20 protein-coding genes are annotated in these 17,425 nt (G+C 32.1%); 12 read left to right on the top strand and 8 right to left on the bottom strand.

Annotated elements, in window-relative coordinates; genetic code table 11:
- Positions 1 to 52: 52 nt before the first annotated feature.
- The 3 genes from JVU85_RS12525 to JVU85_RS12515 all read left to right on the top strand — a co-directional run bounded on the left by JVU85_RS12525 (position 53) and on the right by JVU85_RS12515 (position 3,538).
- Positions 53 to 1,012, top strand: coding sequence for a LacI family DNA-binding transcriptional regulator (locus JVU85_RS12525; protein WP_204172645.1), 960 nt, complete (start codon positions 53 to 55; stop codon positions 1,010 to 1,012).
- Positions 1,013 to 1,094: 82 nt separating this feature from the next.
- Complete coding sequence (locus JVU85_RS12520) at positions 1,095 to 2,579, top strand: sucrose-6-phosphate hydrolase (protein WP_204172644.1); 1,485 nt, start codon at positions 1,095 to 1,097, stop codon at positions 2,577 to 2,579.
- Positions 2,576 to 3,538 carry a carbohydrate kinase family protein gene (locus JVU85_RS12515; RefSeq protein ID WP_021459257.1) on the top strand — a complete coding sequence of 321 codons (963 nt, stop codon included), beginning with the start codon at positions 2,576 to 2,578 and terminating at the stop codon, positions 3,536 to 3,538. Before JVU85_RS12520 ends, JVU85_RS12515 begins: the two co-directional genes overlap by 4 nt.
- Positions 3,539 to 3,606: 68 nt before the next feature.
- Here JVU85_RS12515 and agrA read toward each other — a convergent pair whose 3' ends face one another.
- The 6 genes from agrA to JVU85_RS12485 form a co-directional block, all read right to left on the bottom strand.
- The gene (agrA, locus tag JVU85_RS12510) at positions 3,607 to 4,323 is read right to left on the bottom strand and encodes a quorum-sensing response regulator AgrA (protein ID WP_204172643.1); all 717 of its coding nucleotides are present in this window, start codon (positions 4,321 to 4,323) and stop codon (positions 3,607 to 3,609) included.
- A 12-nt stretch (positions 4,324 to 4,335) separates the two neighbouring features.
- Positions 4,336 to 5,634, bottom strand: coding sequence for a quorum-sensing sensor histidine kinase AgrC (agrC, locus tag JVU85_RS12505; RefSeq protein ID WP_204172642.1), 1,299 nt, complete (start codon positions 5,632 to 5,634; stop codon positions 4,336 to 4,338).
- Positions 5,635 to 5,661: 27 nt separating this feature from the next.
- Positions 5,662 to 5,799 (bottom strand): cyclic lactone autoinducer peptide AgrD, encoded by a 138-nt coding sequence (agrD, locus tag JVU85_RS12500; protein WP_002509117.1) that lies wholly within the window; start codon positions 5,797 to 5,799, stop codon positions 5,662 to 5,664.
- Positions 5,796 to 6,371 carry an accessory gene regulator AgrB gene (locus tag JVU85_RS12495; RefSeq protein ID WP_002509118.1) on the bottom strand — a complete coding sequence of 192 codons (576 nt, stop codon included), beginning with the start codon at positions 6,369 to 6,371 and terminating at the stop codon, positions 5,796 to 5,798. Before JVU85_RS12495 ends, agrD begins: the two co-directional genes overlap by 4 nt.
- 742 nt (positions 6,372 to 7,113) lie before the next feature.
- Positions 7,114 to 7,899 carry a carbon-nitrogen family hydrolase gene (locus JVU85_RS12490; protein WP_002509119.1) on the bottom strand — a complete coding sequence of 262 codons (786 nt, stop codon included), beginning with the start codon at positions 7,897 to 7,899 and terminating at the stop codon, positions 7,114 to 7,116.
- Positions 7,900 to 8,155: 256 nt separating this feature from the next.
- Entirely contained in the window at positions 8,156 to 8,785 is a 630-nt protein-coding gene (locus JVU85_RS12485) for a nitroreductase family protein (protein ID WP_021459259.1), read from the bottom strand.
- Between the two features lie 194 nt (positions 8,786 to 8,979).
- Between JVU85_RS12485 and JVU85_RS14130 the strand changes: the two genes are divergently transcribed.
- Positions 8,980 to 11,214 carry an SdrH family protein gene (locus tag JVU85_RS14130; RefSeq protein ID WP_204172641.1) on the top strand — a complete coding sequence of 745 codons (2,235 nt, stop codon included), beginning with the start codon at positions 8,980 to 8,982 and terminating at the stop codon, positions 11,212 to 11,214.
- 170 nt (positions 11,215 to 11,384) lie between these two features.
- Here JVU85_RS14130 and JVU85_RS12475 read toward each other — a convergent pair whose 3' ends face one another.
- Together JVU85_RS12475 and mroQ are read right to left on the bottom strand one after the other, a co-directional pair.
- Positions 11,385 to 11,693 carry a hypothetical protein gene (locus JVU85_RS12475; protein ID WP_204172640.1) on the bottom strand — a complete coding sequence of 103 codons (309 nt, stop codon included), beginning with the start codon at positions 11,691 to 11,693 and terminating at the stop codon, positions 11,385 to 11,387.
- A gap of 273 nt (positions 11,694 to 11,966) precedes the next feature.
- On the bottom strand, positions 11,967 to 12,710 hold the full coding sequence (gene mroQ / locus JVU85_RS12470) for an intramembrane glutamic endopeptidase MroQ (RefSeq protein ID WP_002509123.1): 744 nt from the start codon (positions 12,708 to 12,710) through the stop codon (positions 11,967 to 11,969).
- 179 nt (positions 12,711 to 12,889) lie between these two features.
- On the opposite strand from mroQ, the gene groES reads away from it, so the two are divergent.
- The 8 genes from groES (at position 12,890) to JVU85_RS12435 (ending at position 17,328) form a co-directional block, all read left to right on the top strand.
- On the top strand, positions 12,890 to 13,174 hold the full coding sequence (gene groES, locus JVU85_RS12465; RefSeq protein ID WP_021459239.1) for a co-chaperone GroES: 285 nt from the start codon (positions 12,890 to 12,892) through the stop codon (positions 13,172 to 13,174).
- Between the two features lie 46 nt (positions 13,175 to 13,220).
- On the top strand, positions 13,221 to 14,843 hold the full coding sequence (gene groL, locus JVU85_RS12460) for a chaperonin GroEL (protein ID WP_021459238.1): 1,623 nt from the start codon (positions 13,221 to 13,223) through the stop codon (positions 14,841 to 14,843).
- Between the two features lie 325 nt (positions 14,844 to 15,168).
- The gene (locus JVU85_RS12455; protein ID WP_002509126.1) at positions 15,169 to 15,426 is read left to right on the top strand and encodes an autorepressor SdpR family transcription factor; all 258 of its coding nucleotides are present in this window, start codon (positions 15,169 to 15,171) and stop codon (positions 15,424 to 15,426) included.
- Positions 15,427 to 15,441: 15 nt separating this feature from the next.
- A complete protein-coding gene (locus JVU85_RS13985; RefSeq protein WP_021459237.1) occupies positions 15,442 to 15,591 on the top strand; it encodes a DUF1648 domain-containing protein in 150 nt (49 codons plus the stop codon).
- A gap of 27 nt (positions 15,592 to 15,618) precedes the next feature.
- Entirely contained in the window at positions 15,619 to 16,080 is a 462-nt protein-coding gene (locus JVU85_RS14125) for an SdpI family protein (RefSeq protein WP_021459236.1), read from the top strand.
- 107 nt (positions 16,081 to 16,187) lie between these two features.
- Entirely contained in the window at positions 16,188 to 16,418 is a 231-nt protein-coding gene (locus JVU85_RS12445; protein ID WP_021459235.1) for a hypothetical protein, read from the top strand.
- A 26-nt stretch (positions 16,419 to 16,444) separates the two neighbouring features.
- Entirely contained in the window at positions 16,445 to 16,627 is a 183-nt protein-coding gene (locus JVU85_RS12440) for a hypothetical protein (protein ID WP_002509129.1), read from the top strand.
- Between the two features lie 530 nt (positions 16,628 to 17,157).
- Positions 17,158 to 17,328, top strand: coding sequence for a hypothetical protein (locus JVU85_RS12435; RefSeq protein WP_021459233.1), 171 nt, complete (start codon positions 17,158 to 17,160; stop codon positions 17,326 to 17,328).
- Positions 17,329 to 17,425 lie beyond the last annotated feature (97 nt).

Below are 17,425 nucleotides of genomic sequence, written 5' to 3'. Positions count from 1 at the left end.
ATAAAATATAGTTTAAAGTGCAAATACAGTACATAAATGAAAGTGAGTAAATATGAAGAACATAGCAGATATTGCAAAAATTGCAGGTGTATCTAAAAGTACAGTATCTAGATATTTAAACAATGGTTCTGTGAGTACAAAAACTAAAGTGAAATTAGATGCTATTATTCGTCAATATGACTATCAACCCAATCAATTTGCTCAAAGTTTAAGAGCACATAAAACAAACATGATAGGTGCTATTATACCGAGAATGAATTCATATGCAGTAGATGAGACCATTAAAGGTGTGAAAAATTTATGTGATAGTTTGAATTATAGATTATTACTTAATTATACTAATTTAGATCCAGCATTAGAAATCGATGCATTAGAAACATTTTATCGCAGTAAGGTTGATGGCATTATCTTTATGGCTACTGATTTAACCGATAAACATTTAGAGGTCATTAATAAAATTAATGTCCCTGTCGTTATTGTAGGCCAACATTTTGAATCATTCCATTGCATTGTACACGATGATTACCATGCAGGATATCTTGTTGGTGATTTAATTGGTCAACGAGGTTATCGTCACATTAAGTATTTTAGTGTTACTGAACACGATACTGCTGTGGGAATAAAAAGAAAAAATGGATTAATTGATGGTTTGAAGCAATACCATGTAACGCCTGATGTTACAACGACATCATTTAATTTTAAGGAAGCCATGATTGACGTGCAATCTGAATTACATAAAGATCATTCTTACAATGTTATTATTGGCGCCACAGATGCTATTGGCCTTGCAGTTCATAAATTTTGCACTGAACATCAATTATCATTTGATCAGCGTATGATAGTTGGTTTTGGGGGCGATCCAATGACCCAATTAGTATCACCGGTGATTAATACTGTAATTTATCATTTTGAAGCCGCTGGTGAAGTAGCGATGTCTCAATTAGATAAACTCATAAAACATCAATCAGTTGAAGAAAAAATTCTTATAGATGTAGAACTTAGTTTTAAATAAAGTTATTAAATGGAACCGGTACCACAAAATGTGAAAAACATGCTAAAATGAATATGTATTAAGATGAGGAGGAATATTAACAATGAGTGAGTGGAGTCGAGAAGACCGTTATCAGCGATATGAAGATGTTTCACATGAAGAATTACATCAATTACAAGAGCAAGTCAGTGCTTCTAAATATAGACAAATATTCCATATTCAACCCCAAACAGGTTTATTGAATGATCCCAATGGTTTAATTTACTTTAATGGGATGTACTACTTATCTCATCAATGGTTTCCATTAGGTGCTGTACATGGATTAAAATATTGGTTCAACTTTACAAGTAAAGATTTAGTACATTTTGAACCTCAAGGTCCGATATTAAAACCAGATACTATCGCGGATAGCCATGGTGTGTATAGTGGTAGTGCCTTTGAATACAACCAACAACTTTATTACATGTATACCGGAAACCATCGTGATGATGAGTGGAATCGTCATTCAAGCCAAATGATTGCCAAAATGAATGAAGATGGGACTATAACAAAATTTCCAAAACCAGTTATAAGTCAGCCACCACAGGGTTATACTCAACACTTCAGAGATCCTAAAGTCTTTAAACACAATGAAAGTTATTATGCGATTATAGGTGCACAAAATGAAGTATTAAATGGTAGAGCATTAATCTATAAATCTAATAATATCGTCAATTGGGAACTTTTAGGTGACTTAACTACACAATTAACTGAGTTTGGTTATATGTGGGAATGTCCCGACTATTTTAATTTAGACGGTTTTGACATGTTACTTTTTTGCCCACAAGGTATTGAAGCACAAGGAGAAAAATTTAACAACATCTATCAATCAGGCTATATAATGGGTCAATTAGATTTGACTACTATGACGATGAATCATGGTGATTTTATTGAATTAGATCACGGATTTGATTTTTATGCACCACAAACATTTATAGATGAACACGGTCAACGTATTTTAATAGGTTGGATGGGCTTACCAGAGATCAATTATCCAACTGATGAAGACGGTTGGGCACATTGTTTTACACTACCTCGTGAATTGACAATTGAACAAGGTGAACTTAAGCAACGACCAATTAAAGCTTTACAGCAATTAAGATTTAATAAAGAAACGGCATTAGGTTATGCCAACAAATTCACAAGACAATTGCAACCATATGATGGGACTCAATACGAGTTAATAATTGATATTTTAGAAAATGAAGCAACAGAAATATATTTTGAATTACGCAAAAACAAAAATTGTAGTACTTTAATCAGTTATAATACGAAAACGCACAAACTTACTTTAGATCGTACTGACAGTGGTTTATTACCAGAGCCAGTTATGGGTACTACGCGCAGTACTACGTTAGATACGCCTTTGCGTCAACTACAAATTTTTGTAGATACTTCTAGTATTGAAATTTTTTGTAATGATGGTGAACGAGTATTAACATCACGTATATTTCCAACAGAACAAGCAGATGGTATTAAGGTATCAACAGAATCGGGTCAAGTTTATCTGCAACTTACAAAATATGATTTGAAAGTAGGGGAACAATGAGAAAATTATATGCTATTGGAGAAGCGTTAATCGACTTTATACCGGGCACAACAGATACAAAATTAAAAGATGTTGAAACCTTTTCACGTCAAGTGGGAGGTGCACCTTGTAATGTTGCAAGTACAGTACAGAAGTTGGGCGGACATGCTGAAATGGTAACACAATTAGGCGATGATGCTTTTGGTGATATTATTGTTGAAACATTAGATGATATAGGTGTAGGCACATCATTTATACGACGTACAGATGAAGCGAATACAGCATTAGCATTTGTGAGCTTAACTCAAGACGGAGAAAGAGAATTTTCTTTTTATCGTAAACCTTCTGCAGATATGTTATACAAATCTGAATATTTAACAGATCTTACAGTAACTGAGGAAGATATATTACATTTTTGCTCTGTTGATTTAGTACAAAGTGATATGAAAATCGCACATGAAACATTGATTAACCAATTTCATCAAGCAGGGGGGACAATAGTTTTTGACCCTAATGTTCGCTTGCCATTGTGGGATAGTGCAGAAGAATGTCAACAAGCTATTCGTCAATTTATACCACGTGCACACATTGTAAAAATTTCAGATGAAGAGTTAACTTTTATTACGGGATATACTGATGAACAAGCTGCACTTAAGTGGCTATTTCAAGGTAATGTAGAAGCGGTTATCTATACTAAAGGTGCAGCTGGTTCTGAAATACATTTAAAAGATGGTTCAGTACAAAGTCATGAAGGATTTGAAGTCACACCAATTGATACAACAGGTGCAGGAGATGCATTTATTGGTGCAGCAATTAGTAAGTTATTAACATATGATGCTAAAAATCTAGCAGATGCTTTACAACAACATGGAGCGAGTATTTTGAAATTCAGTAATTTTGTAGCAGCACAAGTAACTACTAAATATGGTGCTATTGAGAGTATTCCAACTTTAACAGAAGTGGAAAAAGGACTTCAATAGTTGTTATTGGCAATCTAATCAACTTTAATATAAAAAATGCTGGAACTTCATTGATGTTCCAGCATTTTTTATATTTTTTTTATATTTCGAACTGATGCATAGCAATATTCTTGATTATTGAAATAAACGATCCGTTCTTTAGAATCAATGGATTCAATATTATGTCGATTAACCACAAAGCTATTGTGACACCTGAAAAAGCGCTCATCTAATTGACTGAGTTCTTTTAAGTTACCATAAAATTCAATTTGTCGATTGTCTAAATGCGCAATTAAACGGTGTGATTTTGATGAAGATTCAAAAAACATAATATCATCGTAACGTACATATACTGAATTACTACCGCGTTTAAGTTCTATAGTTTCAACGCTACTGTCTTTCGATAAAAGATTTAAGCGTGTTTCAGACGTTTCTATACAATCGATAATGCGAGATTTTAATTCCTCAGGATCATCTTTAAAGATAAAATCCATTGCAGCTATTTTATAAACAAATGTTAAATATGTAAGTTCACTATGGCTTGTAACAAAAATGATGTTGCCCACTGGGTCATGTTTTCGAATCTCACTTGCTAATTTAATGCCATTGATATCTGCATCAAGCTGTATATCTAAAAAGTAACAGCCAACGCCTTGCTGATTTTTGGCTTCCTCTAAAATTGCGTAAGGATCTCCAGTGGCCAATGCAATTTCCATTGGTTTTTCTTCAATCATAATATAGTTATCAATAATAGACACCATACTGTCTCGCTGCCTCACATCATCTTCGCATATGAAAATTTTCAAGTTATCACATCCTTATGACTGAGAATTTAGTATTTCTACTTTTTGAACGAAGTAGCCATTTTCAATTGTAGTGTCTAATAGAACATTAGCATTTGAGTCTGTGATTTCTTTTAACGTAAATAAGCCCAAACCACGATTACCGCGCTTTGTCGAAAAGTTTTCTTGAAATAATGTATGTACACGTGGGATATCATCCTCACACTTATTCATAACGATAAAAGTAACTGAGATATCAGAGTTTTTAATAAAAGCAACTCGTATTAATGCATCCTCCGTAATACTTTCAGATGCTTCAATTGCATTATCTAATATGATACCTATGACTCTACTTAAATCTATAATAGGCATATTTATTTTTTCGATAGGCTCGGGTACTTCAATACTGATACTAATATTTTTTTCTTGCGCTTGTAAAATCTTTGTAGTTAATAAGCCTTTGATTTCTCTTACGCGTAAGTTTTCAGTCCCATTAATCTTAACAGTGTTCATTTGCATGCTATCTTGCATTGGTAATATTTCATCATTAAAATAACTGCGTAAACCTGCCATGTCGTTTTCCCTAATATAATCTGACATGGTAGTTAAGATATTAACATAATCATGTCGGAACTTACGCATTTCATTATTAATTTTTTCAATTTGTAGCGTGTATTTATAATAGTTTTCTATTTCTTTCATATTACGTTTATATTGAATTTCTCGTATAATGCTGAAAGAAACTGTGACTATTAATATCGCTATCGTAATAATAAAAATCACATAGATGACAGCTAAATATTTAAAGTCACCATAAGAAATTATGTTTTTCGGCATGTACATGTATAGGGTAATAAATGTGCTTAATAAAATGATACCGATTAATGTTAAATACGCTTTATTCAATGAAAGGATAGAACTAGTTAATTTTTTTACAAAAAATCTAGTTAAAAATGCTAGTAACAGAGAAATTAAAGTGAAAAATAATGAGTAACTAATAAACAAAATATATTCATTATGTATAACTCTCTCTACCATTGCAGAAATCCAAAGCGTAAAGAAATTAGAAATGTACATTAATAAGAAACTAAGAATTGCAACAACTAAACCAAGAAATTTACTTCTTATGTATATCAAGATAAGTGTTGAAACTAATAAAATGGGAATCGTTTCAGAACCAATAAATATATAAAATAAAGAAGAAACAGGGATTATAATCCCAAAAATTGAAATATAATCCCATTTGTTGTATTTTAAATCACTTATAATTTTTATTACACAAAATAATATAATCACTTGAAAAATAGGTATAATCACTGAGTTATATAATTCCATTTTTTTACACACTCTCTAATCTAAATATTATTCGTATAATTTTGTTAATTCTTCTGGTACTTCAGGTTCATCAAACCAACCACTACATGGGTTGATACCTGCGACTGTACCGATTAACTCGAAAAACTTGGCGAAAAAACTGAAAAATGAATTTAATAAGTTCATGTAGAAACATCCTCCTTAGGGAAAAATATAGGTAATTGTGTTACAGCGATAATAATAATGCCTAACAAAATCAATTGTTGATAAGGTGCATTGAACAATAATGAGCCTATAATTAATAACAAAGTTACAACTATAGTTTTCACTTTTTTCTTCTTGTGTAATCTTTTTGGAATAGGTTGTTTTTTAGTTGCAGAAGGGGCATATATACTTAATATTATAAAACCTAATATTGCTAGTATATACATAAGCCCAATATCAACTTTAGTATAAACAATAATCCAAGGTAAAAAAACAAATAATAATAAGTTTTGAACATGACACAGTAGTGACGATTTTGCATGTGCACCATGCGCAAATGTTCGAATAATTACGTAAGTTAGATGAACAGTCAGTGTGTAAAAAAATAAGTGGCACAGGATTGAAACACCATAAGCTACAACAGTCTTAAAAATATTGCCCACAAAAACTTGCATACCTAAACGTATTTTCAAGTAAGAAATGTGATCTAAATTGTTGCGTTGCTGTAAATATTTAGCTAAATGGTCAATACGTTTTTCTATTGCATTTAACATGTGTTTCGCTCCTTACTGACATTATACAATTTAAATTAAATTTTAGGCGTCTTATTGCCTATCTGTATAATTTGAGTCCTTAACTGTTTGCTGTTTACTATATATTTAATTTTAACATATTTGCACTACAGTTAAGCACTAAAATGAACGACTTGGGCATTATTAAACATTTTTTCAAAAAAACATGGTTAAATGTATTTGTATCACAAAGAAGTGATTTGAGTACTCAATAGCAAGACTACTAGTGTCTTAGTCATTTATTATTCTTAATGAGCAGAAGATTAATAAATGTTGAAATCTAAATACGTAATTGTTTCTTCGTATAGTTATAACAATACTTATATTAGAGAGTAATCATTTCTTTGTAATATAAACAAAGGAGGTTGTTGTTGTGACAAAAGACATCACTAACACTCTTGGTGGTTTAGTGAACTAATTTTGAAGACAGTTTGAAATTCGCTTAATTATTAAGCTTTCCCTATAAGAACTGTATTCATAATTTGAGTTTGATTCAATCTATACTAGTGTCATTAATAAATTACCTATAACAGAGGTAATTTAAGTATTAACATGTAAGCTATCGTAAACATCATTCAATTTATCATTTTAATAATCGGTAAATTCACTAAATTTTTTCATAATTAATAACATCCCCAAAAATAGATAGAGAAATAACTGTAAAAACATTCCCTTAATAATAAGTTACAAAACCGTGAGTCCCTCCCAAGCTCACGGTTTTATTTTATTTATATAAATCTAGTCTAAGATTATCAAAGACTGGGATATTTTGACGTTGCTGGTTAACTTCAGAAATATTTAATGTAACACTTACTCGTTTTTCTAAATTACTCGCCTCTGCAATAATTTCTCCATTAGGACTTATAACCATAGAATGTCCTGCGTATTCAGTGTTTCCATCGTCTCCACAAGAATTACAAGCAACAATAAAAATATCATTTTCAATGGCACGTGCTTGGAGTAGGGCACGCCAATGATCTAAGCGTACTGCTGGCCATTGTGCTACATAAAATGCAATTTTAGCTCCTGTACGTGCAGGATAACGTAATAGTTCTGGAAATCTTAAGTCATAGCAAATTATTTGTGTAACAGCAACACCTGATGATAATTGGAAATTTTCAGGCACTGTTGAACCTGCAGTTAGATAAGTAGGTTCATCTAACATCGGAACTAAGTGTGTTTTGTCGTAACTGTTGATTAAGGTTTGGTCTTTTAACACAGTAAAAGCTGTATTAAAGATTTTGCCATCTTTTTTATTAGCTACAGAACCAGCGACAATATCTACTTGATACATTTTTGCAAGTTGAGCAATAAAGTTATAGCTGCGCTGTAAATCATTATCTGCAAGAATATCTAGCTGTGATAATGCATAGCCTTGATTCCACATCTCAGGTAAGACTACGACATCTGTTTCACTATTTAGGTTTTGTTCAAACCAATGTTGAATTTTTTTTTCGTTGGTTGACACATTGGCAGGTTCTATTTGTAATTGGAAAATTTGGATATTCATAGTTTCACCTCTAGTAATCTAGTTTTATTAAATGTACTAAATATTCCGACAAATTTCAAAGTTTACTATGACTAGGTAAAATACAAGTTAAATAAGATTGTGACTTAGTAAATCATGTTCATTAAATTTAAATCGTGCGTTAAAAACTGACAAAATTTAAGAAAAACAAAAATGACAAGAACTATTTTTGCAATAGAACTTGTCATTTTTGTTAGGTCAAGTTATGTAGGTACTTGACTTTAGTTAAATTTCAATTTTATTTTTTAATTAAAAATCTATCTTCAATTGAATTAAATGCTTTATCGCCAGCTTCTTCACGAATATTACCAAATGGCATTTGTGCCATCAATTTCCATGTTTTTGGAATGTCGAATGTTTCAGTTACAGCTGCGTCAACTAGTGGGTTATAGTGTTGTAATGAAGCACCAATACCTTCAGTACTTAAAGCAGTCCAAATTGCAAATTGATGCATTGCATTTGTTTGTGATGACCAAATTGCAAAGTTTTCAGCATAATTTGGCATTTGATTTTGTAAACCTTCAACGACAGTTTCATCTTCAAAGTACAAAATAGTACCGTAAGAATGTTTGAAGTTGTCTATTTTATCAGATGTTGGTTGGAAATCACGATCTTCACCCATAGCTTTTTTCAATTCATCTTTCGTGATATCCCAGAATTTATCGTGATTGTCATTTAGTAATAAAACAATACGTGTAGATTGAGAATTGAAAGATGATGGAACATGTTTAACTGCATGCTCGATAATCGCTTCTAATTTATCATCAGAAATTGAAATTTCCTTTTCTAAACTATAAATTGTACGTCTGTTTTCTAATATTTGTTGGAATGTTTCTAATTCACTTTTTTTACTTTTAAAGATACCCATGATCTTAATGCACCTCTCAGTTAATTTATAATATATACCTAGTATAATAAATATACTTTTGTTTGTAAACTATAATTTACATTTATTTTCAAAGATATTAATATTCCTTTTCATTGTCTTAATTTTAATGAAAAATAAACAGTTTTCTAATATACTAAGTATAATAACTTTTAGTAATTTAGGAGGTGGCCTTAGTGCAAAATAAAACTATATTAAAATATACACTTTCTAGTGCGGTAGTATCGTTAAGTGTCCCTTTTATAGTAGCATCACCTATAAATGCCGAGACAGGCTACACAACTGATTACACTGACAAGCAAGCTATATCAGATACTAATACTTTAAATAATAATGATAATAATCAAGTGGATAAGGCAATAAATGATAATAGTTCACAACCATATAGTGAAGGTACGGCTTTAGCTCAACCTGACAATAGTAAGACAGGATCTTCAGAAGTACCTAATATAAGAACAGCTCCAATATCATCGTCTGACATAGATGAGAATCAATTGCCAGTTTCAACTGAATATACAACTGATAATGATGCAGTAGAGCAGTCAACACAGAATACTGATATGAATGACAGTGAATCGACATTACAAGATGACACAACATCACAAGATGGGAAGTCAACAGAAGGTGAAAATACAACAGTTACTTCTGGAAATGTATCCAATGAAGAACCGAGTTCACAGCTAGATAACAATACCCAAACAGAGCCATCACAAACTGGAGACTCAACAGGGAGTGAATATCCGGGTGATGCAACAGGAGATGGGACAGGACAAACAGAACTACCACAAACAGGTGATACGATGGGAGAACAACCAAGCACACAACCCGATGACAATGTAGAGCCTCAGCCGCCACAAGATGGAGGCACAACAGGAACTGAGTATCCAAGCGATACAACAGGAGATGGGACAGGACAAACAGAGCCACCACAAACAGGTGATACGACGGGAGAACAACCAAGCACACAACCCGATGACAGTGTAGAGCCTCAGCCGCCACAAGATGGAGGTACCACAGGAACTGAGTATCCAAACGATGCACCAGGAAATGGAGGTGGACAAACAGAACCACCGCAAACAGGTGATACAGATGGAGACCAGTCAAACAATACGCAACCCGATGACAATGTAGAGCCAGAACCGCCGCAAGATGGAGGCACAGCAGGAACTGAGTATCCAAACGATGCACCAGGAAGTGGAGGTGGACAAACAGAACCACCGCAAACAGGTGATACAGATGGAGACCAGTCAAACAATACGCAACCCGATGACAATGTAGAGCCAGAACCACCGCAAGATGGAGGCACAGCAGGAAATGGATATCCAAATGATACACCGGCAAGTGGGGGTGGACAAACAGAGCCACCACAAACAGGTGATACAGATGGAGACCAGTCAAACAATACGCAACCCGATGACAATGTAGAGCCAGAACCGCCGCAAGATGGAGGCACAGCAGGAAATGGATATCCAAATGATACACCGACAAGTGGGGGCGGACAAACAGAACCACCGCAAACTGGAGGAAGTGGACAATCAAACTCGACCCATAACGATGGGGTGAATGGTGGAAACACAACTTATCCAACTGGTGGTCCATCTTCACAAACATCAGGCAATGCATCAAACGTAAATGATAATAGAGTGGCAACTTCCGACGATAGTAATTATGGTGATTTATCTCAGTCTTCTAATAAGGTTAAACAAAATAGCAACAGCATAAATAATTCAACTGATGTAAATTCTAATAGTGGTAGAGATAGTAATCCATCAAATTATCAAAATGATAGTTTATCCTATAATTATGAGCAAAATAAAAATGCTACTAGTTCAGGTGCTAAGCCAGCTTCAGCACAAACATTTGGTGATTTGGCGAATCAACAGAAAGATTCAAATGAAGATTCCGATAGTAATGTGATGAATCGCTTCCGTCAACTTGCTCCGGGTTCATTTAAATATAATCCTTATGTTTTAAAACAAGTTAAAGCATTGAATAATGATGACAGTAATGTTTCGGATAGTGATATAAATGCTATTTTTTCAAAACAGAAATTTACCGATAATTCTTATTTAAGAGAGTTACAAAAAAGTACAAACTATTTTAAGTTTCAGTATTTTAATCCTATTAAATTTGATGATTACTATAAAAATTTAGATAATCAAGTATTGTCATTAATTACAGGAGAAATCGGTTCAATGCCTGATTTAAAAGCGCCAAAAACTAAAAAGACTCAAGGTGCATATGAATATGAAGAAAGTGATGATACAGAAACGACTCAAACACGCCAAGAAGCTGAGAAAGCAGATAAAGGCTTGAAATTTGAACGTGTATTATTTACTTTAATAGCTGGTATAATAGTGATATTTATCGGTGTTGTTACTACCTATTTCATTCATAGAAGAAAAAAATAAATGCATGTTATCAAAAATAGGCTACTCATTCCTAGAATTCATCTGGGTATAAGTAGCCTATTTTTTATTTAGTTCTAAGTTAATTTAGAGATTGTTCTTATTATGCAGTTAACTTAAGTGTGATGTGGGTTGGTTTAAATGTACGTGACAAGGTATTAGAACAACATTTTTCATTTTATGGTATTAAAAAGGTCAACAAATTTCTTCGCATCTTGACGAGGGACTTGATCGAAAATCCAATTCTCCTCACTTTTTTCAGTAATAGCTATTCTAAAAGGACTAAAAGAAATACCTGATTTAATATTTTTAATGTCGCTAAATAAAAATGTATTCTTAATTTCAGAACCTTCTATGACTCCTGTTGCTTGAAATTGAATTCTATCTCTTAAAAGAGTCAAAGTTCCTAGTACTGCTTGTGATCGAAATATTTTCATAGATGCATATACTGATATTATAGGATTGGTTAAATCATTTTCCATAATGTTGACCACCTTTTTTAATAATTTAAATTGTAACACACTAGATAGTTTTCACTGGTTAAACAATATAAGTAAAGTGGTGAAAACTAGATTGTAAGTGAAATGTTTTTTACTATTTTCTAGGCTTCTAATTTTTTACATTTTAACTTTATTATAGTATTCAATTGAATATGCTTTAGTCATAGAAAACCACCTCCAAATAAATTCATTTGTAATGAGAAGTTACTTGGAGGTGGTTTTATTTTACTCTTAGTAATTGATAAGATGCTTATTTTAAATAAAGAAATTTATAATAAATGATGTAGATTGTTGAAGTTCTTTAATTTTATCTGGACCAATTAAAATTTGTACTACAACAACAAATCCATTTTGAAATACATGAATCAGTATTGGAACCCAAATCCGTTTAGTATATACATAGAAAGCTGAAAAAATCATGCCCATACCAAAATAAATAATGAAGAAAGAAGGATCGCCATGTGCGACACTAAACAATATCGAGCTGACTATACTAGCAATTAAAAACTTAACTAACTTGTTACCTTTCAAGATATTGTACAGTTCACCGAAAATAACTTTACGGAATATATATTCTTCTAATATAGGGCCAATAACAGCGATTAAAACTATAAATATTGGAAACGCATTGGCAATTTGTAATATACGTTCTGTATTAGGGCTCTTTTGAGGGGCACCTAGAATATGTATATTTATCAAACTTGCAATGATTTGATAAATCATAACAATAAAATAGCCGACGAATGCCCATAAAATAATATAGCGTTTTTTTTCTTTAGGTTGACGCTCTAACTCTGTGGGATTTGATATTTTAAGATGTAACACTGCTATAATAATGAAAGCAATGAAAAATAGCACCACTTGAGTAGCAATTCCAGTAATTCTAAGATTTTCCCCGCTTAAGTTACCGAGTATACCAGTTGATAAGATAAGCGCTGGACCAAATTGTGCAAGTCCATAAATCAATAATGTAAGTATGGACACCCATAAACGTGACATTTTCTACCTCCAAAAATAATAATATACTTTATTTTATCGTAAAACTGAGATTACTACAAAATAAACCCCCGATAGTTTTTGCTTGAATTATTGACCAACTTTGATTATTATTAAAATTGTATTAGCACTCTATATATATAAGTGCTAAAAGTTTTTGAATTTTTAAGGAGGAACAATACATGTTAAAACCATTAGGTAACCGAGTAATTATTGAAAAAGTAGAGCAAGAACAAACAACTAAAAGTGGTATCGTGTTAACGGATAGTGCTAAAGAAAAATCAAATGAAGGTAAAATAATTGCAGTTGGTGCAGGACGTCTGTTAGATGATGGTACTCGTGTTACTCCTGAGGTCAAAGAAGGCGATAGTGTGGTTTTCCAACAATATGCTGGAACTGAAATTAAACACGGTGAAGAAACATATTTAATTTTAAATGAAGATGACATTTTAGCAGTCATTCAATAATAAAAGTAACGGTAAAATAATTAAACAACATGGAGGTTAATTAATTATGGCAAAAGATTTAAGATTCTCAGAAGATGCGCGTCAATCAATGTTACGTGGTGTAGATAAATTAGCAAATGCTGTTAAAGTTACAATCGGACCAAAAGGACGTAACGTTGTTTTAGATAAAGAATATACATCACCTTTAATTACTAATGATGGTGTTACGATTGCAAAAGAAATCGAACTAGAAGATCCATATGAAAATATGGGTGCAAAATTAGTACAAGAGGTAGCAAATAAAACAAATGAAATTGCTGGTGATGGTACGACTACTGCAACTGTATTAGCACAAGCAATGATTCAAGAAGGATTGAAAAACGTAACGAGTGGTGCTAACCCTGTTGGTATTCGACAAGGTATAGACAAAGCTGTAGATGTTGCGATTACAGCATTACATGATATTTCACAAAAAGTTGAAAATAAAAATGAAATTGCACAAGTTGGTTCTATTTCAGCAGCGGATGAAGAAATTGGTAAATATATTTCTGAAGCGATGGAAAAAGTTGGTAATGATGGTGTAATTACAATAGAAGAATCAAGTGGTTTCAATACAGAATTAGAAGTAGTTGAAGGTATGCAATTTGATAGAGGATATCAATCACCATATATGGTTACTGATTCTGACAAAATGGTTGCAGAACTAGAAAAACCTTATATCTTAATTACAGATAAAAAGATTTCTTCATTCCAAGATATTTTACCGCTATTAGAGCAAGTGGTTCAATCTAATCGACCAATTTTAATCGTAGCGGATGAAGTAGAAGGCGATGCATTAACAAATATCGTCTTAAACCGTATGCGTGGAACATTTACAGCAGTAGCTGTGAAAGCACCTGGTTTTGGTGATCGTCGTAAAGCAATGTTAGAAGATTTAGCTATCTTAACTGGTGCACAAGTTATTACAGATGATTTAGGCTTAGAATTAAAAGATGCATCTTTAGATATGTTAGGTACTGCGAACAAAGCAGAAGTAACAAAAGATAATACTACTGTTGTCGATGGTGATGGCGACCAAAATAGTATTGATGCACGCGTTAGTCAAATTAAAGCACAAGTAGAAGAAACAGATTCTGACTTTGACAGAGAAAAATTACAAGAACGCTTAGCAAAATTAGCAGGTGGCGTTGCAGTAATTAAAGTAGGTGCAGCAAGTGAAACAGAATTAAAAGAACGTAAATTACGTATTGAAGATGCATTAAACTCAACACGTGCAGCAGTTGAAGAAGGTATTGTTGCTGGTGGTGGTACAGCATTAATGAACATTTACGACAAAGTAAATGCTATCGAAGCTGAAGGCGACGTAGCAACTGGTGTTAATATTGTACTTAAAGCGTTAGAATCTCCAGTACGTCAAATTGCTGAAAATGCTGGTTTAGAAGGTTCAATTATCGTTGAACGTCTTAAAAATGCAGAAGTAGGTGTAGGTTTTAATGCAGCTACAAATGAATGGGTAAATATGCTTGATGCTGGTATTGTAGACCCTACAAAAGTAACACGTTCATCATTACAACACGCAGCAAGTGTTGCAGCAATGTTCTTAACAACTGAAGCGGTTGTAGCTAACCTACCAGAAAAAGAAGATAATGAACCACAACCAGGTATGGGCGGCATGCCAGGTATGATGTAAAATGACCACTAAACATTGATTTTATAGTAAATCAACTGTTCATCGGTCATAGCAATAATAAAATAATTAATGCAAGACGTTTTCCAAGAGGTTACTTAGCCTTTTGGAAAGCGTCTTTTTTATGGTGTGATTATTAGAAGGTCGTTATAGATATATATTCATTTGATAATACTAATGATATTTTTATACAGAACATTTTGTAGTTTTACAACTACCTTTGAAAACTCTTAAGAATATGCTTGAATATGATGTTGGTTGACAAACAATTAAATAAAAGATAACATTTAAGTAATTACTTAAATGATTAAATGAAAAGGTGTGGTTCATGAAAGATATATTTAAAGCTCTGTCAGATGAAACAAGAAGGGAAATTTTAGAAATGTTGAAAGACCAAAAAATGACTGCAAGTGATATTGCTAACCATTTTAATATGAGTCAAGCAAGCGTTTCTCAACATTTAAAAATTTTAAGATTCAATGAGTTAGTTTATACAGAAAGACAAGGTAAGTATATTTTTTACCATTTGAATTTATCTGTATTTGATGGTGTTATTAAATGGATAATACAATTCAAAAATGATTAAGTGAGGAGAAGATTTATGAAATATTTATTACAACAAACTTGGTTTAGTTTATTGATCATTGGTGTCGCTATTATGACATGGTTAATTGTGTTACCATTTTTACCTGATGCAATACCTATGCAATATAATGATAGTGGGGATGTCAATTGGAGCGCGAATAAATAATTTGCCTTTATTATCAGCATAGCTATAATGCTATTTTGTTATATTATTACTAATATTAAATTAGCTACAGACAAAAGTCAGAATAAATTTTCGAATATGAAATCTTTAAATAATATATTAAATCCATTAGTACTGGCATTTTTGTATTTCATCTTTCTGATTATTATTTTTAATGCTTTGGGTTTTAGTATCTCGGTTAATTTTATTATCCCGACAATGATAGGTTTATTATTAATAGTTATTGGTAATTATTTGCCAAAAGTCCCTAAAAATAATACTTTAGGAATAATAAATAAATGGACTAAAGACAATGAATTTGTGTGGAAAAAGACGCATAGATTAGCTGCATATATTTATATTATAGTAGGTTTACTTTTGTTTATTTTAGGCCTATTAAGTGTTATAAATTCGGTTATAACAATTTCGTTGGTTGTTATTCTTGTATTATTTCCATTTTTTTATTCATGGTATATATATCAAAAATTATAGATATATCACATTTAAGAAAATATCTATTTTCAACCACTAATATTTCATAGTAGTGTATACATAATAATTAGGAACTTTAATTTGTTTTAAGGAATAGGAGTTTTTGTATGAATTATCAAAAATATTTGACTTGGTCTTGGCAAATTATTGGGACTACATTCAATTTGTGGTTGAAAGGGGATAGAACAGAACCATCAATTACGTACTCAATTGTTAATAACCAACCCCTTACATTGTTAGATCAGGTTCGATTTCGAAAAAATAATAAAATGAAATCAATTGAAGGCTATGATAAATTAAAAGGTACACAATTTGTTTGGACTGTAAAGGCGTATTAAAACTAATAAAGAGTAAGTGGCAAGTTGTGTATTTAGACTCAAACATATTAGTTATTCGTTTCAATGCTTCATTGTTAACATCTTCAGGAATGGATATTTTGTTACATGATAAACAAGAAACGGATTATTATAAAGCACAAATTAAGAGCTATCCAGAGATGTTTAATTTAAATGCAGCAGACATAAAAGAAATGACATGGTTATTCTAATGGCGTGGCAATAGCAATAATAAAATAATTAATGCAAGACGTTTTCCAAAAGGTTACTTAGCCTTTTGGAAAGCGTCTTTTTTATGGTTTTGTAATTTTCAGTAGTTTAATAATGTTAGGATTTATTCATAAAGTTGAGCGATATACACGAGATTTATATTTATATGAAAACAAGAGAATAACTAAGTTGGATTTGAGGCAGTGTGGAGATAAAAATAATTAAAAAGATTAAATAAAGTAGTTGATTACTTACGTTTTGTGTAGTGTAATTATATATGTAAGGTTGAGATACACCTTACTAACACTCTTGAAAAGGGGGTGTTATTAGTGGATGATATAGAAAAATTCCTAGCAATCGCAACTATAATGCGAACGCCAGGAATTTTAAAACAACTTAGATTGTGGCATTTCGGCGTCCTAGACCGAAAGCGGAACAACAAAGAAGATAAGTAATTCACTTTTCAAAGCCTGTTAATTCGGGCTACCCTTTTCAACTATTATAATATTACAATTTGGGAGGTAATGCAAACATGAATATCTATATAATTATAGGATTAATTGCATTTATAGTTTTAATACCCGAATTCATTAGAATAGCTAGAATTTTACATTTGAAACACTTAGGAATTAAACACATAGGTAACGGTAAATATGAAGAAATAGGTAATAAGAAATATAAATGGTACGAATGGTTGAGATAATATAAGTGAATACAAACAAACGATATTAGATTAAGCCCAACGGTAATGTCTACATTGAGAACAGGTAAAACGTGATGTTGATCATTTAAACTTGGTA

It is taken from the genome of Staphylococcus sp. GDY8P72P (assembly GCF_016890655.1).
In the GTDB taxonomy this organism is placed as follows: domain Bacteria; phylum Bacillota; class Bacilli; order Staphylococcales; family Staphylococcaceae; genus Staphylococcus; species Staphylococcus arlettae.
Note: the sequence above shows the minus strand (reverse complement) of the source record. Positions and strands in the feature narration are given on the sequence as shown.

What these genes read in the sequence shown, in the direction of transcription:
- JVU85_RS12525 (WP_204172645.1), top strand. Translation starts at nt 53, where the DNA reads ATGAAGAACATAGCAGATATTGCAAAAATTGCAGGTGTATCTAAAAGT.
- JVU85_RS12520 (WP_204172644.1), top strand. Translation starts at nt 1,095, where the DNA reads ATGAGTGAGTGGAGTCGAGAAGACCGTTATCAGCGATATGAAGATGTT.
- JVU85_RS12515 (WP_021459257.1), top strand. Translation starts at nt 2,576, where the DNA reads ATGAGAAAATTATATGCTATTGGAGAAGCGTTAATCGACTTTATACCG.
- agrC (WP_204172642.1), bottom strand. Translation starts at nt 5,634, where the DNA reads ATGGAATTATATAACTCAGTGATTATACCTATTTTTCAAGTGATTATA.
- agrD (WP_002509117.1), bottom strand. Translation starts at nt 5,799, where the DNA reads ATGAACTTATTAAATTCATTTTTCAGTTTTTTCGCCAAGTTTTTCGAG.
- JVU85_RS12495 (WP_002509118.1), bottom strand. Translation starts at nt 6,371, where the DNA reads ATGTTAAATGCAATAGAAAAACGTATTGACCATTTAGCTAAATATTTA.
- JVU85_RS12490 (WP_002509119.1), bottom strand. Translation starts at nt 7,899, where the DNA reads ATGAATATCCAAATTTTCCAATTACAAATAGAACCTGCCAATGTGTCA.
- JVU85_RS12485 (WP_021459259.1), bottom strand. Translation starts at nt 8,785, where the DNA reads ATGGGTATCTTTAAAAGTAAAAAAAGTGAATTAGAAACATTCCAACAA.
- JVU85_RS12475 (WP_204172640.1), bottom strand. Translation starts at nt 11,693, where the DNA reads ATGGAAAATGATTTAACCAATCCTATAATATCAGTATATGCATCTATG.
- mroQ (WP_002509123.1), bottom strand. Translation starts at nt 12,710, where the DNA reads ATGTCACGTTTATGGGTGTCCATACTTACATTATTGATTTATGGACTT.
- groES (WP_021459239.1), top strand. Translation starts at nt 12,890, where the DNA reads ATGTTAAAACCATTAGGTAACCGAGTAATTATTGAAAAAGTAGAGCAA.
- groL (WP_021459238.1), top strand. Translation starts at nt 13,221, where the DNA reads ATGGCAAAAGATTTAAGATTCTCAGAAGATGCGCGTCAATCAATGTTA.
- JVU85_RS12455 (WP_002509126.1), top strand. Translation starts at nt 15,169, where the DNA reads ATGAAAGATATATTTAAAGCTCTGTCAGATGAAACAAGAAGGGAAATT.
- JVU85_RS13985 (WP_021459237.1), top strand. Translation starts at nt 15,442, where the DNA reads ATGAAATATTTATTACAACAAACTTGGTTTAGTTTATTGATCATTGGT.
- JVU85_RS14125 (WP_021459236.1), top strand. Translation starts at nt 15,619, where the DNA reads ATGCTATTTTGTTATATTATTACTAATATTAAATTAGCTACAGACAAA.
- JVU85_RS12445 (WP_021459235.1), top strand. Translation starts at nt 16,188, where the DNA reads ATGAATTATCAAAAATATTTGACTTGGTCTTGGCAAATTATTGGGACT.
- JVU85_RS12435 (WP_021459233.1), top strand. Translation starts at nt 17,158, where the DNA reads ATGAATATCTATATAATTATAGGATTAATTGCATTTATAGTTTTAATA.